This is a genomic window from Sphingoaurantiacus capsulatus (assembly GCF_042648405.1).
Lineage (GTDB): Bacteria > Pseudomonadota > Alphaproteobacteria > Sphingomonadales > Sphingomonadaceae > Sphingoaurantiacus > Sphingoaurantiacus capsulatus.
Window position 1 is genome coordinate 219220 of the sequence record NZ_JBHRXV010000003.1, and the last position, 13991, is coordinate 233210.

At 71.5% G+C, this 13991-nt stretch carries 11 protein-coding genes; 7 read left to right on the forward strand and 4 right to left on the reverse strand.

The genetic code is table 11. The features are described from left to right. Window positions 1–13 precede the first annotated feature (13 nt). Window positions 14–1177, reverse strand: coding sequence for an MFS transporter (locus ACFOMD_RS04415; RefSeq protein ID WP_380857424.1), 1164 nt, complete (start codon window positions 1175–1177; stop codon window positions 14–16). A gap of 103 nt (window positions 1178–1280) precedes the next feature. Here ACFOMD_RS04415 and ACFOMD_RS04420 point away from each other — a divergent pair, with 103 nt between their 5' ends. The 3 genes from ACFOMD_RS04420 (at window position 1281) to ACFOMD_RS04430 (ending at window position 5160) form a co-directional block, all read left to right on the forward strand. Beyond that, window positions 1281–2774, forward strand: coding sequence for a M20 family peptidase (locus ACFOMD_RS04420; RefSeq protein WP_380857427.1), 1494 nt, complete (start codon window positions 1281–1283; stop codon window positions 2772–2774). A gap of 72 nt (window positions 2775–2846) precedes the next feature. Next, the gene (locus ACFOMD_RS04425) at window positions 2847–3287 is read left to right on the forward strand and encodes a PA2169 family four-helix-bundle protein (RefSeq protein ID WP_380857430.1); all 441 of its coding nucleotides are present in this window, start codon (window positions 2847–2849) and stop codon (window positions 3285–3287) included. Window positions 3288–3480: 193 nt separating this feature from the next. After that, window positions 3481–5160, forward strand: a complete 1680-nt coding sequence (locus tag ACFOMD_RS04430) for a putative bifunctional diguanylate cyclase/phosphodiesterase (protein WP_380857433.1) — start codon at window positions 3481–3483, stop codon at window positions 5158–5160. Here ACFOMD_RS04430 and ACFOMD_RS04435 read toward each other — a convergent pair. Genes ACFOMD_RS04435 through ACFOMD_RS04445 form a run of 3 tightly spaced genes read right to left on the reverse strand, consistent with a single transcriptional unit; the run spans window position 5133 to window position 7512 of the window. After that, the gene (locus ACFOMD_RS04435) at window positions 5133–6332 is read right to left on the reverse strand and encodes a CCA tRNA nucleotidyltransferase (RefSeq protein ID WP_380857436.1); all 1200 of its coding nucleotides are present in this window, start codon (window positions 6330–6332) and stop codon (window positions 5133–5135) included. The two genes, ACFOMD_RS04430 and ACFOMD_RS04435, sit on opposite strands and share 28 nt — an antisense overlap. Beyond that, on the reverse strand, window positions 6329–6931 hold the full coding sequence (locus tag ACFOMD_RS04440) for a CoA pyrophosphatase (RefSeq protein ID WP_380857439.1): 603 nt from the start codon (window positions 6929–6931) through the stop codon (window positions 6329–6331). The genes ACFOMD_RS04435 and ACFOMD_RS04440 overlap by 4 nt, the downstream gene beginning before the upstream one ends. Next, window positions 6928–7512: a DUF1285 domain-containing protein gene (locus tag ACFOMD_RS04445; protein WP_380857442.1), complete on the reverse strand. Its 585-nt coding sequence runs from the start codon at window positions 7510–7512 to the stop codon at window positions 6928–6930. Before ACFOMD_RS04445 ends, ACFOMD_RS04440 begins: the two co-directional genes overlap by 4 nt. A 65-nt stretch (window positions 7513–7577) precedes the next feature. Between ACFOMD_RS04445 and ACFOMD_RS04450 the strand changes: the two genes are divergently transcribed. Genes ACFOMD_RS04450 through ACFOMD_RS04465 form a run of 4 tightly spaced genes read left to right on the forward strand, consistent with a single transcriptional unit; the run spans window position 7578 to window position 13958 of the window. Continuing rightward, window positions 7578–8573, forward strand: a complete 996-nt coding sequence (locus ACFOMD_RS04450) for an AAA family ATPase (protein ID WP_380857445.1) — start codon at window positions 7578–7580, stop codon at window positions 8571–8573. Next, window positions 8570–9394 carry a DUF58 domain-containing protein gene (locus ACFOMD_RS04455; protein ID WP_380857448.1) on the forward strand — a complete coding sequence of 275 codons (825 nt, stop codon included), beginning with the start codon at window positions 8570–8572 and terminating at the stop codon, window positions 9392–9394. The genes ACFOMD_RS04450 and ACFOMD_RS04455 overlap by 4 nt, the downstream gene beginning before the upstream one ends. Beyond that, window positions 9394–11961 (forward strand): DUF4159 domain-containing protein, encoded by a 2568-nt coding sequence (locus ACFOMD_RS04460; RefSeq protein ID WP_380857451.1) that lies wholly within the window; start codon window positions 9394–9396, stop codon window positions 11959–11961. The genes ACFOMD_RS04455 and ACFOMD_RS04460 overlap by 1 nt, the downstream gene beginning before the upstream one ends. After that, a complete protein-coding gene (locus ACFOMD_RS04465) occupies window positions 11958–13958 on the forward strand; it encodes a hypothetical protein (RefSeq protein WP_380857454.1) in 2001 nt (666 codons plus the stop codon). The genes ACFOMD_RS04460 and ACFOMD_RS04465 overlap by 4 nt, the downstream gene beginning before the upstream one ends. The last annotated feature ends 33 nt before the right edge of the window (window positions 13959–13991 follow it).

Below are 13991 nucleotides of genomic sequence, written 5' to 3' on the forward strand. Positions count from 1 at the left end.
GCGCTCTGAACGCCTAGGTGACGACCGGTGGCGGCGTGGTACGCAGGCGCAGGGAGAGCAGCAGGCCAACGAAGGCCAGCACGACCATGCCGAGATAGCCGAGCACACCGAACGAATCATAGAGCGGCCCGGCGAGCAGGCTGGCGAGCGCCGCTTCGGGCGCAGCGGCGAAGCTCTGGTACATCATCTGCGCGGTCGGGGCGCGATCGACGCCGTACCATTGCTGGATGAGGCGCATGGTGCCGAGATAGGTGGCGGCGAAGCTCAACCCGTGCAGCGCCTGCAGCGGGATCAGCCACATCAGCTCGGGCTGCTGGCTGAGGATGATCCAGCGGACGAGCGCGCCGAGGCCGCCGGCGATCACCAGCCAAGAGGCATGGAAGCGTTCCGACCAGCGGCCGAGCAGGATGAGGAAGGCGACCTCGACGGCGACGCCGATGCTGTAGAGCCCGCCGACCCAGCTGCCCGAAATGCCCTGGTTCAACCAGACGAGGCCGCCGAACACATTGTAGAAGGCATGGCTCGCCTGCACGAAACCGGCGCCGAAGATCAGCAGGAAAAAGGCCGGCTGCTTCACCAGCCCCAGCCCTTCGCGCAGCCGCGCCGAAATCGGTGGACCGTCGCCGCGCTCGACCGCTTCCGGGGCCAGCAGCCACGCGCCGGCGGCGAGCAGCGCGCACAGGATCACCACGGTGGTGAGCGCCGACGGCGGGCCGAAGGCATCAATCGCGAAACCGAGGCCGAGGCTGCCGGCGACGAACGCCGCCGAGCCGAGGCCGCGCGCCCGCGAATAATGGAGGCCCGACAGCGGATCGCAGAGCCGCATCAGGCCCGATTCAATGTAGCCGACGATGAGCCAGTAACCGGTGATGCCGACGAGCGCGGCGGCGAGGATGGTCGTGAAGCTGGGCGCGAAGCCGAGCGCCAGGAAGGCCAGCGTCACCACCAGCCCGAGCAGCTTCAGCGGCGCATGCCGGTCGCGCCGTCCGTCCGCCCAGGCGGCCGCCAGCGGCCCGGCGATCATGCGGCCGAAACCGGCACAGGCCATGATGATGCCGATCTCCGCCCCCGACAGGTCGCGCGACTTTTCGAACCACACCGGCAGGAACAGCAGCACGCCGGCGAGACCGGCGAAGTAGACGACATTGTAGAGGGTCATGCGGACGGCGGGCGTCATCGGCGCAGCGTGGCAGAAGCCGCGCGTGCCGTCATCAGACTTGTTGGGTTGGCAGCATAAGCATCGTCGGGCCACTATGCCGGCAATGAGCGGGGAGGATGGAATGCGCGCACTTCGCAAGGTCGGCTTCGGGCTGGCGGTGCTTCTGCTGGTGCTGGCGGTCGTGATGGGCGTCAACACCGCGCGCTTCGGCGGCGACGCGCCGGATCGCGCCGCCGAGAGCCCCGCCCCGCCACCGATTGCGCCCGACGCGCTGTCGCGACTGGCCGGCGCGGTGCGCTTCCAGACGATCTCGTTCGAGGGCGGCCGCTACGATCCGAAGCCGTTCGAGGATTTCGCCGCCTATCTGGCGGCCAGCTTCCCGCGCAGCCACGCGACGCTGACCCGCGAGACCGTCGCCGGCCACAGCCTGCTCTACCGCTGGGAAGGCAGCGACGCGGCGGCGAAGCCGATCCTGCTTGCCGCGCATATGGACGTCGTGCCCGTCGAGGCGGGCACCGAGGGCAAATGGACCCACCCGCCCTTCGCCGGCACCGTCGCCGACGGTTATGTCTGGGGACGTGGCGCCTGGGACGATAAATCCGCGGTGATGGCGATCCTCGAGGCGGTCGAGAAGCGCATCGTCGCCGGCTGGCAGCCCGAACGCACCGTCTACCTCGCTTTCGGCCATGACGAGGAGGTCGGCGGCGGCGGCGCCCAGGCGATCGCCGCGCTGCTGAAATCGCGCGGCGTCGCGCTCGATCTCGTGCTCGACGAAGGATCGATGGTGATCAGCGGCGTCGTGCCCGGCGTGAAGCCGCCGGTGGCGATGATCGGCATCGCCGAAAAAGGCTTCGCCTCGGTCGAACTGATTGCCGGCGCCGAGGGTGGCCATTCGTCGATGCCGCCGCCGCCCGCCGACAGCGCGATCGGCCGGCTGGCCGCCGCGGTCGGCAAGCTCACCGCCGATCCCTTCCCGCCGCGCATGATCGCGCCGCTCGCCGGCACGCTCGACCGCACCGGGCCGGCGATGGACCTGCCGATGCGCGTCGTGCTTGCCAACCGCTGGCTGACCGAGCCGCTGGTGCTGCGCACGATGGCGGGCTCGCCCGCCGGCTCAGCGTCGGTGCGCACCACCACCGCGCCGACGATCTTCAATGCGGGCACCAAGGCGAACGTGCTGCCGCAATCGGCACGCGCCGTCGTCAACCACCGCATCCTGCCCGGCGACACGGTGGCGAGCGTCGTCGCGCGTGATCGGGCGGTGATCGACGATTCGAACGTCACCGTCCGCCCGATCGCCGGCGGCCGTGACCCATCGCTGGTCTCGGCGACCGAGGGTTTCGCGTTCGAGGCGGTCGAGCGCGCGACGCGGCGTATCTTCCCCGACGCGGTCGTTGCGCCCGGCCTCGTCATCGCCGGCACCGATGCGCGCCACTATGAGCCGGTGTCCCGCGCCATCTATCGCTTCCTCCCCGTCCGCACCGATGCCGACGAACTGAAGCGTTTCCACGGCACCGACGAGCGCATCGCGGTTGCGGACTATGCGCGCGCCATCGCCTTCTATGAGGCGATGCTCGACGAGGGGACGCGACGAGCCGGTCCCGCCGCCCGGTAGGCGCCGGCGGCGGGTCGGAACGCCGCGCGACGGCCACCCGTTCATGGGTTTCACAACCAATTGGAGACGCCCATGTCCGACATCGACATCCGCACGCTCAATTCGCTGATCGAGACCACGATCGATTCGGCCGACGGCTATGAGCAGGCGTCCGAGACCGAAAAGGCCGGTGATCTCGCGCAGACCTTCCGCCAGTTCGCCTCTGAACGCCGCTCGATCGTCGCCGAGCTGCGCGGCCATGTCGTACGGCTGGGCGGCACGCCCGAAGATGACGGCACGCTTCTCGCCGCCGCGCACCGCCAGTTCTTGAAAATCCGCGCGGCGTTCGACGATGACACCCGCGCCGCGGTCAACGAGGTCGAGCGCGGCGAGGACATCATCAAGGCGAAGTATGAGCATGCGCTGAAGGAAGACCTCTCCCCCGAGGTCCGGCAGGCCGTACAGCGCGCCTATGAATCGGTGCGCGCCGGCCACGACACGGCCTCGGCGTTGAAGAAACGCTGGGCCGCCTGATTTCGGTAACGCGTTCAACTGAAAGGCCGGCGTTCGCGCCGGCCTTTTCATTTACGCGGCCTTAAGCCTCTTTCGGCATGGTGCACTGACCAAGGAGCCGCGCCCTGCGCCTCCGCACGACGAGAGGCCTCCCCGGGTGGCGACGAACGCCGCATCGACCCGCTTGCCTGCTGCGCCTGCGCAGCGCGCGGTCGTGCGCGAGGAGCCCCAGGCGATTCTCGATGCCCTTCCCTATGCCGCCGCCATCGTGCAGCGCGGCCCGAACGGCCCGGTTTGCCGCGCCGCGAATCTCGTGCTCGAACGCTGGGCCGCCATCGGCCGCAACGCCGCGATCGGCCTGCCGCTGGTGGCGCTTCGCCCGTTCGCCGAGGCCTCGGCACTGGTCGTCGCGATCGAGGAAGTGCTCGACGGCGCCGATCCGCGCGAGGTGAACTGGCTCGGTGCGGTCGGCGTCCGCGACCGCCATCTGTCGGCGCATCTCGCCCGCCTGCCCGACGAACCAGCCCGCGTAATGGTCACCGTGCGCGACCGCAGCCCCGAAATGCAGGCCGAGCGCAGCCTGCGCCAGACGATGCTGCACGACGCGCTGACCGGCCTGCCGAATCGGGTGATGTTCATTGAGGCCGCGGAAAGCGCCATCGAGCAGGCGAGCGCCGGCATCGCCCATAAGCAGCATTCCGCCGTGCTGGCGCTCGACATCAACCGCTTCAAGTCGATCAACGAAGGCCTCGGCCATCTGGCCGGTGACGAACTGCTGATCTCTTTCGCCCGCCGCCTGCTGCCCTGCATCCGCGGCGGCGACGTGCTGGCGCGGCTGTCGGGCGACGAGTTCGCCGTGCTGGTGCGCGGCATCGACACGCCCGACGAAGCGCTACATGTCGCCAACCGCATCCACGATGCGCTTGGCACGCCGTTCGGCATCGTCGAACGCGAGCTGTTCATCGGCGCCAGCATCGGCATCGCCACCACGATGACCTCGTCCAATTTCGCCGAGGATTTGCTGCGCGACGCCGAGTTCGCGCTCAATCGCGCCAAGGCGACCGGCATCGCGCGCACCGAACTCTACCAGCCGATCGCCCACGACCAGGCGAAAAGCCGATTCGAGCTCGAAGCCGATCTGCGCCACGCCATCGAGCGCGAGGAGCTGCGCCTCTATTACCAGCCGCTCGTCGACCTGCGGACTGGCCGCGTGTCGGGCTTCGAGGCGCTCGCCCGCTGGCAGCACCCCGAGCGCGGTGTCGTCCAGCCGTCCGAATTCATCCCGCTCGCCGAAGAGACCGGGCTCATCGTGCCGATCGGCCGCTGGGCGCTCAACACCGCCTGCCGCCAACTCGCCGAATGGCGGACGCGGCTGGGGCGCGACGATCTGATGATGGCGGTCAATCTGTCGGGCGGTCAGCTGGTGCGCGACGATGTCGTCGATGCGGTGACGCAGGCGCTCGAGGCGGCCGACCTCCCCGGCGACCGGCTGAAGATCGAGCTGACCGAGAGCGTCATCATCGACAATCCGAAACGCGCCGGCGCGATCCTCGAGCGGCTGAAGGCGCTCGACGTGTCGATCGCGATGGACGATTTCGGCACCGGCTATTCGTCGCTCGCCTATCTGCAGAAGCTGCCGATCGACGTGCTGAAGATCGACCGCTCGTTCGTCAGCAACATGTTCGAGACCGAGGACAGCTACAAGATCGTCACCGCGATCCTCGGCCTCGCTGCCAGCCTCGGCATGGAGACCGTCGCCGAGGGCATCGAGACGGTGGCGCAGGCCGACCGGCTGACCGATCTCGCCTGCCATGTCGGTCAGGGCTTCCTTTATGCGAAGCCGCTGTCAGCGGCCGACGCCGAAACCTATCTGGCGGACGAAGCCAGCGCTTGACGCGCCAGTTCGAGCACCGCCTCGCGATCGGGCGGGAAGCCATCTTCGACCCACATATCCTCGACACGCAGCAGCAGCCGGCTGACCTCCGGCCCCGCCGGTACGCCCAGCGCGATCAGGTCGCGGCCGGAGATCGGCAGGCGCGGTTCCTGCCAGGCAGCCAGCGTCTTCAGTGGCTCAGCGATGTCATCGGGCTGATGTGCGGCGAGCAGCAGCCGGTCGGCGGCGCTGTCGGCGCCGATGCGGTAGGCGAGCGGCAGCGGCGTCGCCGGGATTTTCGTCAGCCGGTCGGCGGTCGTCACCAGACGCTTGCGCTCGACGTTCGACAGCCGCAGCCGCGCCGCGACATCGTCGAGAAGGGCGGCATCTGCGGGAAGCAGCGCCGCGAGCCGGCGCAGCGCCGCGCAGGGCTGACCGAGCGCGCGCTCGATGCTGACGAGGCGGTCGAGATCAGCCAGCCGCGCCGCCTCGATCTCGGGAAACACCGGCACGAGGATGCCGCGCTCCAACATCAGCCGCAGCGTCGGCAGCGGATCGGCGACGCACAGCAATTTCAACAGCTCGTCGCGGATGCGCTCGCGCGACAGCGCCATCAGGTCGTTGGCGCGCGTCGCGCAAGCCTCGAGGCTTTCCGGATGAGGTTCGCCGCCGAAGCGCGCGTGGAAACGGAAGAAGCGCAGGATGCGCAAATGATCCTCGGCGATGCGCTTCAGCGGGTCGCCAATGAAGCGGACGCGACGGTCCTTCAGGTCATCAAGGCCGCCGAAATAGTCGAAAATCTCGCCCGTCGCCGGGTCGGCGTAGAGCGCATTGATGGTGAAGTCGCGGCGGCTGGCGTCCTCCTGCCAGTCCTCGCTGAACGCCACTTCGGCATGGCGGCCGTTGGTCGACACGTCGCGGCGCAGCGTGGTCACTTCGAATATGCCGCCATCGGACACGGCGGTGATGGTGCCGTGCGCGATGCCGGTCGGCACCGCCTTGATCCCCGCTGCCTCCAGTGTCTTGACGACGGCTTCCGGTTTCAGCCGCGTCGCGAGATCGACGTCCGCAACCTCGATGCCGAGCAGCGCATCGCGCACCGCACCGCCGACGATCCGCGTGTCGGCGCCGAGCGCCGCGAGGATGCGCTTGGCGCCCGCGCGCGCCTGCCAGGGTTGCGGCGGCAACTTCATGCCGCCTCGCGCTGCAGGCGGCGCGACAGGTTGACGACGATGCCCGCCGTCGCGCCCCAGATGTGATGCGTCTCCCAGTCGATCGCATAATAGCTGCGCCGCTGGCCCTGCCACTCGCCCTCGCGCAGCTGATGGTTGGCCGGATCGAGCAGATGCGCAAGCGGCACCTCGAACACCGCCGCCACCTCGGCCTCGGCGGGCACCAGCGGCAGGTCGGGCGTCACCAGGCCGACAACCGGTGTGATGCGAAAGCCGGTACCCGTCTCATAAGGGTCGGTCGTGCCGATCACCCGCACCTCGTCGGGCGGAAGCGCCACTTCCTCATGCGCCTCGCGCAGCGCCGCTTCGATGGCGCCGGCGTCCTCGGGATCGACCCGGCCGCCGGGGAAGGCGACCTGCCCGGCGTGGCGGCGCAGCGTGTCGGTGCGGCGGGTGAACAGCACGGTCGGCGTCGGTCGGTCGATGATCGGGATCAGCACCGCGGCGGGCGTGAAGGCGCGGGTGCGCGCGACGCCGTCGATGAAATCCCAGTCGCCGCGCAGCGCCGGCCCCTCGATGCCGCCGCCGACCACCTCACGAATACGATCGAGCAACGTCACGCGGCGGCCGCTCCGAAATCGAAGAAGGCGCCTTCGCTCCACAGCCCGACCCGCTCGCCGCCCTCGGCCAGCGCCAGCTCTACCAGCTCGTAGAACACCGAGCGCGCCACCAGCGCATCGAGCCCGCCGCGCACATGCAGATAGGGCCGCGGGCTGCCGTCCTCGGCGGTCTCGACGCGCAACTCATGGTCGGGACCGGCGATCACATAGTCATCAGTGTTGAGGCGGAAGCCGATGCGGCGGTCCTTGCCCGCCCCTTCGCTGGTCGCCTCGACCGCGACGAACGGCGCATCCTCGACCTCGATGTCGAGCTTCTCGACCGGGGTCACCAGCACATGGAGCCCGTTGGGCTCGCGGCGCAGGATCGTCGAGAACAGCTTCACCAGCGCCGGGCGCGGGATGATCCGCCCTTCGTGGAACCAGCTGCCGTCGGCCGCGATGCGCATGAAGCTGTCGCCCGTATTCGTCGGCGCCCAGCGGTCGACCGGCGGCAGCTTCTTTTCGGCGAGCAGGCGCGCCACGTCGGCCAGTGAATGGCCGAGGCTGTCCTTCGGGGCGTTTTGCGCGTTGCGGTCTGGCATGTCCTGCTCACATATAGGGCGGTGCGTAGCCCCTGTAACCGTTGGCGATGATGCTGGACCCCGACATGCCCCCCGCTTCCGCGATCGCCGCCGCGTCTCCCGCCGAGGCCGAGGCCGAATTCGACCGGCTCGCCGGCCGCTTCGCCGAGGCGCGCGACGCGGTCGAGCGGGTGGTAATCGGCCAACGCACTGTCGTCGATCTGGCACTGATCGCGCTGCTGGCCGGCGGCCATGCGCTGATCGTCGGCCTGCCCGGCCTCGCCAAGACGCGGCTGGTGAAGTCGCTCGGCGCAGTGATGGGGCTCGATACGCGCCGTATCCAGTTTACGCCCGATCTGGTGCCCTCCGACATTCTCGGTGCCGAGGTGCTGGAGACCGGCGCCGACGGCAGCCGCGCCTTCCGCTTCGTGCCCGGCCCGGTGTTCGGCCAGTTGCTGATGGCCGACGAGATCAACCGCGCCTCACCCCGAACCCAGTCGGCGCTCCTCGAAGCCATGCAGGAGCGGCAGGTGACGGCGGCCGGCGCCACCCGCCCGCTGCCCGCCCCTTTCCATGTGCTGGCAACGCAAAACCCGATCGAGCAGGACGGCACCTATCCGCTGCCCGAGGCGCAGCTCGACCGCTTCCTGTTCCAGATCGACGTGGGCTACCCGAGCCTCAACGACGAGCGCGACATCTTGCTCGCCACCACCGGCCCGCATGACGCGATGCCGGAAGCGGTGCTCTCGCCCGACGACCTGATCGCCGCGCAGGCGCTGCTGCCGCGGATGCCGGTGCCCGAAGGCGTGGTCGAGGCGATTCTGCGCGTGGTGCGTGCAGCGCGCCCGGGTAGCGACAATCCCGAGATCATCTGGGGCCCCGGCCCGCGCGGCGCGCAGGCGCTGCTGATGGGCGCCCGCGCGCGCGCTTTCCTCGACGGGCGCTCGGCGCCGATCCTCGAAGACGTCGCTGCGCTCCTCGCCCCCACACTCAGCCACCGGCTGGCGCTGACCTATGGCGCGCGTGCCGGCGGGCGCGGTGTCGCCGACCTCCTCGCGCGGCTGGAAGAGCGGCTGGCGTGAGCCTCGACGCCGCGGCCAGCGCGGCGGCCGGGCTCGGACAGCTCTCGCTGAACCGCGCCCGCGCGCGCGCCGCCGGCTTTCATGGCGGCCACGCCCGCCGCACCGCCGGGCCGGGCAGCGAATTCTGGCAGTATCGCGAGCTGCAGCCGGGCGAGGCGATCGACCGCGTCGACTGGCGCCGCTCGGGCCGCTCCGACCATCTCTACGTCCGGGAGCGCGAGCGAGAAGACCCGGTACGGCTGTGGCTGTGGGTCGACGGCACCGCCTCGATGGATTTCGCCTCGCGCGATGGGGCGCCGACCAAGCTCGACCACGCCCGACTGATCGCCGCGGCGATCGGGCTTGCTGCCGTGGCAGCGGGCGAGCGGATCGGCGATCTCGCGCGGCCCGGGGCCAACAGCAAGCCGGATAGCCTGTTCGCCAGCATCGTCTCGTCAGAAGCTCAGCTTCCGGCCGGGGCGATGCGCGCCGGGGATGTGGTGCTGCTGGTCGGCGATTTCCTCGACGGGCCGCCGCTCGACTGGGTCGAGGCCGCCGCCGCGGCTGGCGCGGTCGGCACGCTGGTGGCGGTTGCCGACCCGGCCGAAGTCGACTTCCCCTTCGCCGGTCGCACCCATTTCGAGGGCGTCGAGCCCGGTGACGCCGAGCAGGAGTTCGCCCGCGCCGAGAATGTCCGCGCCGACTATCTCGCCGCCTGGGCCGCGCATCTGGCGAGGCTCGACGCGATCGGCAAGGTCACGGGCTGGACAAGCTTCATGCACCGCACCGATCACGCGCCCGACGCGGCGCTGGCGACGGTCGCCGGCTGGCTGCGCGGCTGATGGGTTCGCTGGTCTTCGCCACCCCGTGGCTGCTCGCCGCCGCCGCGCTGCTGCCGGCGCTCTACCTGCTGTTGCGGCTGACGCCGCCCGCCCCGCGGCGGGTGAAACTACCCTCGCTGAAGCTGCTCGGCGAGCGCGACGAACCCCCGCCGCCCGCCAGCCGGCCGCCATTGTGGCTGCTGCTGCTCCGCCTCGGCGCGGTGGCGCTGCTGCTGGTGGGCCTTGCCGGGCCGACGTGGAAGCCGGCCGCGATCGAGGCGGTGCCCGCGCGGCTGACGCTGATCGTCGACAATGGCTGGATCGCCGGCGCCGACTGGCCGCGTCTCCGCGCCGCCGCGCTCGACCGGCTCGACGCCCTGCGCCTCGCCGGCACCGAAGTCGCGGTCGTGCCGACCGCCGCGCCGCCGGGCGGCTGGCCGAAGGGGCGTCCGCCCGCACCGCGCTTCGTCGATGTCGCGACGGCGCGCGCCACCGTCGAGGCGATGCGCGCCTGGCCGTGGCCGACCGACCGCGTTGCCGTGGCGGCGAGGCTGCCCGATGGCGACAAGCTGTGGATCGCCGATGGCGTCGAGGATGCCGGCGCCGCGGCGCTGCGACGGGCGCTCGCAGGTCAGGCGGTGCAGGTGGTGAGGCCGCGCCAGCCGGCGATCCGCGTCGCCGGCCGCAGCGGCGACGGATGGGCCGCGCAACTTGTCCGGCCCGAAAGCGGCCCCGACAGCGTCGCGCTGATCGCCCGCGACGCGCGGGGCGGGCAACTCGGCCGCACCACCGTCGCGTTTGAAGGAGCCACTGCGACCGCCCGGCTGGCGCTCGACGCCGCGGCCCGCAACCGCGTCGCCCGGCTGACGCTCGATTCACCCGGCGCTGGCGCGGTGGTGCTCGCCGACGCCGACAGCGGCCGGCCACGCGTCGCGCTCGTGGACGGCGCGCGGCAGGGCGACGCCGCGCCGCTCGAATCAGGCGCTTTCTATGTGCGCCGCGCACTGGAGCCGCATGCCGAGGTGGCACCGCTGGCGCTCGATGCGGCGCTTCGCGATCCGGCGAACCTGATCCTGCTCGTCGATGCACCGGTCCCCTCCGGCGACCAGACCGAGGTATTGCTACGCCGCGTGCGCGCCGGGGCGGTGGCGGTGAGCTTCGCCGGGCCGCGCATCGCCGAGAACGGCACCACCGCCTCCCCCGCTCCCTTGCGCGCCGGGGCCCGCGCGCTCGGCGGCGTCTTCTCGTGGCAGGCGCCGCAGCGCATCGGCGGCTATGCCGAAGACGGCCCGCTGGCGCGGCTGCCCGCGCCGCCCGAAGCGACCGTCGCCCGCCAGATCCTCGGCCGCGACGACAGCGCCGGCGCGATGCGCTGGGCGTGGCTCAATGACGGCACGCCGCTGGTCACCGCGCGCCGCGAGGGCAACGGCCTGCTGGTGTTCGTCCACACCAGTGCTGCGCCCGGCTGGTCGGAGCTGCCGCTGACCGGGCTGTTCGAGGCGATGCTGCGCCGGCTGCTGCCGCTCGCCGCCAACCCAGCCTCGTTCGACATCGCCGCCGACCGGCCGCTGACGCTCGACCGCATGCTCGATGCCGATGGGGAGTTAGTGCCCGCGCCGATCCGCGCGCGCATCGCCCCCGCCGACTGGGAGCGCGTCGCCGCGTCGCCGAAGACGCCGCCCGGCCTCTATCGCGCCGGCGATGTCGCCCGCCCGCTCAATCTCGACCTTGGCCCCGCCTTCCGCTTCGCGCCGCTGCGCACCGACGGTCTGCGCGTCGCCGGGGCGGCGACCGCGCCGATCGACATTGGTCGCTGGCTGATACTGGCCGCGATGCTGCTGATCGTTGTCGATGGCCTGGTCGCCTTGAAGCTGCGCGGCGCGCTGCCGCGTTTGGCGGCCACCGCCGCGCTACTGTTGTTCGCCGCTCCGTCGCCCGCCGAGGCGGCGCAGGCGCAGGTCCAGCTCGGCTATGTGCGCACCGGCGATCCGGCGCTCGACCGCAACAGCGCCGAGGGCCTCGCCTCACTCGGTCGCGCGCTGACGATGCGCACCGCCGTCGCCACCGCCGCGCCGCAGGCGGTCGATCCGGCACGCGATTCGATGGGCCGCTTTCCGCTGCTGTACTGGCCGGTGGCGAGCGCCCGGCCGCTGTCGCCCGCCGTCGCGGCGCGGGTCCGCGCCTATCTCGACCGCGGCGGCCTCATCCTGTTCGACTTCGTCGGCGGCAATGACGACGGCGCCACCGCGCGCACGCTGCTCGGCCCGCTCGGCCTGCCGCAGCTCGAGGAAGTGAACGAGAAGCATGTGCTGGCGCGCAGCTTTTACCTGATCCGCCGCCTGCCGCCCGGTACCTGGACCGAGGCGGGGACGGCCGGCGGCAGCGACCGCGTCGCGGGCGTGGTAATCGGCGGCGCCGGCTGGGCCAATGCCTGGTCAGACCGCTCCGCCGTGCCGCTCGCCCGCCGCGAAGAGGCATGGCGCTTCGGCATCAACCTCGTGATCTATGCGCTGACCGGCACCTACAAGGCCGATCAGGTGCACACCCGCGCGCTGCTCGACCGCATGGGCACGGACGCGCGCCGGTGATCGCCTTCGATCCGCTGGTGCCTTTGTGGCTGCTGGGCGCGCTCGGCCTCGCGCTGGCCGTGACGGTCGCGCTGGCGCTGCCGCGCGCCCGGCGGACCATACCGTTGCGCGCCGCCATCGCGTTCGCCGCGCTGCTGCTGCTCGCCAACCCGGTGCGCCGCATCGAGGAGCGCGAGCGACAAACCGACATCGCCGTCGCGGTGGTCGACCGTTCGCGCAGCATGGAGGTGAACGGCGGCAAGCGCCACGCCGACGCGGCGGTGACGGCGCTGCGCCGCGCCGCGCCCGATGTCGACTGGCGCATCGTCGAGGCACGACCCGAGCCGGGCGCCGCCACGCGGCTGATGCCGACGCTCGACCGCGCGCTGCGCGACGTCCCCGCCGACCGGCTCGCCGGGGCGCTGCTCATCACCGACGGCATCGTCCGCGAAGCCACCGATGCGTCGGCTTTGCCGCCCGAGCGGCCGGTGCATCTGCTGCTCGGCGGCAACCCCGAGGTGCGCGACCGCCGCCTCGTCGTCACCCGCGTGCCGCCGTACAGCGTCGTCGGCCGGCCCGCCGCCATCTCGGTGCGCATCGACGACGGCCCCGATGCCAGCGGCACCGCGCGGCTCGACTGGCTGGTCAACGGCGTCGCGCAGCCGGCGCGCGAGGTGCCGGTCGGCGAGGTAGTCACCCTGCCGGTGCCCGTCGACCGTCGCGGCGATATCGAGGTGGCGCTGTCGGTGGCGCCGATGGCCGCCGGCGAGGCGACCTTGGTCAACAACCGCGCGCTGGTGCGCCTGAACGGCGTGCGCGACCGACTGCGCGTCCTGCTCGTGTCGGGCGTGCCCTATCCCGGCGGACGCGTCTGGCGCGACACCTTGAAGTCCGATCCCAACATCGACCTCGTCCACTTCACCATCCTGCGCCTGCCCACCAGCTACGACCCGACGCCGAGCGACGAGCTGGCGCTGATCCCCTTCCCCGTCGAGGAGCTGTTCGAGGAACAGCTTGGCCGCTTCGACCTCGTCATCCTCGACCGCTTCGGCCTCACCGAGTTGCTGTCGCCGGGCTATTTCGGACGCCTCGTCGCCTATGTGCGTGATGGCGGCGGCATGCTGGTGGTGGCGGGCGACGAATATGCCGAGGCCGGCGGCCTCGCCGACACCTTGCTGCGCGAGATCCTGCCCGCGGTGCCGTCAGGACCGGTGGTTACCCGCTCCTTCACCCCGGCGCTGAGCGACGTCGGCCGGCGCCATCCGGTGACGGCGAGCCTCGCCGGTCCCTGGGGCGCCTGGGGCGAGCAGGCCGACGTGCGCAGCTCGCGTGCGCAGGTGCTGATGACGGGCGTCGACGACCGCCCGCTGCTGATGCTCGACCGGCAGGGCAAGGGGCGCATCGGCCTGCTCGCCTCGACCAACGTCTGGTGGTGGGCGCGCGCTGTGGAGGGCGACGGCCCGCGCGATGAGCTGCTGCGCCGCACCGTCCACTGGCTGATGCAGGAGCCCGACCTCGCCGAGGACCGGCTTGACGTGCGGGCGCGCGGCCGCAAGCTCGATATCGTGGCGCGCGGCGTGAACCCGCCAACGCGCGTGCAGCTCACCGGCCCGGACGGCGCGAGCCGCCTTGTGGCGCTGAACGCCCGCCCCGACGCCAATGTCGCGGAAGCCACCGTTCCCGAGGACGGCCTCTACCGCGTCGATGCCGAGGGGATGCGCCGGTTCGTGCTGGCGGGCGATGTCGCCGAACTGTCGGAAATCCGGCCCCGCCCCGCCCCGCTGGAGACGCTGGCGACCGCGTCGGACGGCGGGAGCTTCGGGCTCGCGGCCGGCGTTCCCGATATCCGCCGCACCTCGGCCGGCGCGCGGCAGGCGGGCGGCAACTGGCTAGGCCTTGTCAGGAACGACGGTGGCCGCCTCGTTGGCGTGCGCGAGGAGCCGCTGTTGCCGCCGTGGGCCGCGTGGGGCCTGCTGACCGCGCTGCTCGCCGCCGCCTGGTGGCGGGAGCGAGCCTGAATCCCCTCTCCCTCGAGGGGAGAGGGAGGGGCC

Bases quoted from the DNA above. Each gene is read 5' to 3' on its own strand.
- ACFOMD_RS04415 (WP_380857424.1), bottom strand. From the start codon at position 1,177: ATGACGCCCGCCGTCCGCATGACCCTCTACAATGTCGTCTACTTCGCC.
- ACFOMD_RS04420 (WP_380857427.1), top strand. From the start codon at position 1,281: ATGCGCGCACTTCGCAAGGTCGGCTTCGGGCTGGCGGTGCTTCTGCTG.
- ACFOMD_RS04425 (WP_380857430.1), top strand. From the start codon at position 2,847: ATGTCCGACATCGACATCCGCACGCTCAATTCGCTGATCGAGACCACG.
- ACFOMD_RS04435 (WP_380857436.1), bottom strand. From the start codon at position 6,332: ATGAAGTTGCCGCCGCAACCCTGGCAGGCGCGCGCGGGCGCCAAGCGC.
- ACFOMD_RS04445 (WP_380857442.1), bottom strand. From the start codon at position 7,512: ATGCCAGACCGCAACGCGCAAAACGCCCCGAAGGACAGCCTCGGCCAT.
- ACFOMD_RS04450 (WP_380857445.1), top strand. From the start codon at position 7,578: ATGCCCCCCGCTTCCGCGATCGCCGCCGCGTCTCCCGCCGAGGCCGAG.
- ACFOMD_RS04460 (WP_380857451.1), top strand. From the start codon at position 9,394: ATGGGTTCGCTGGTCTTCGCCACCCCGTGGCTGCTCGCCGCCGCCGCG.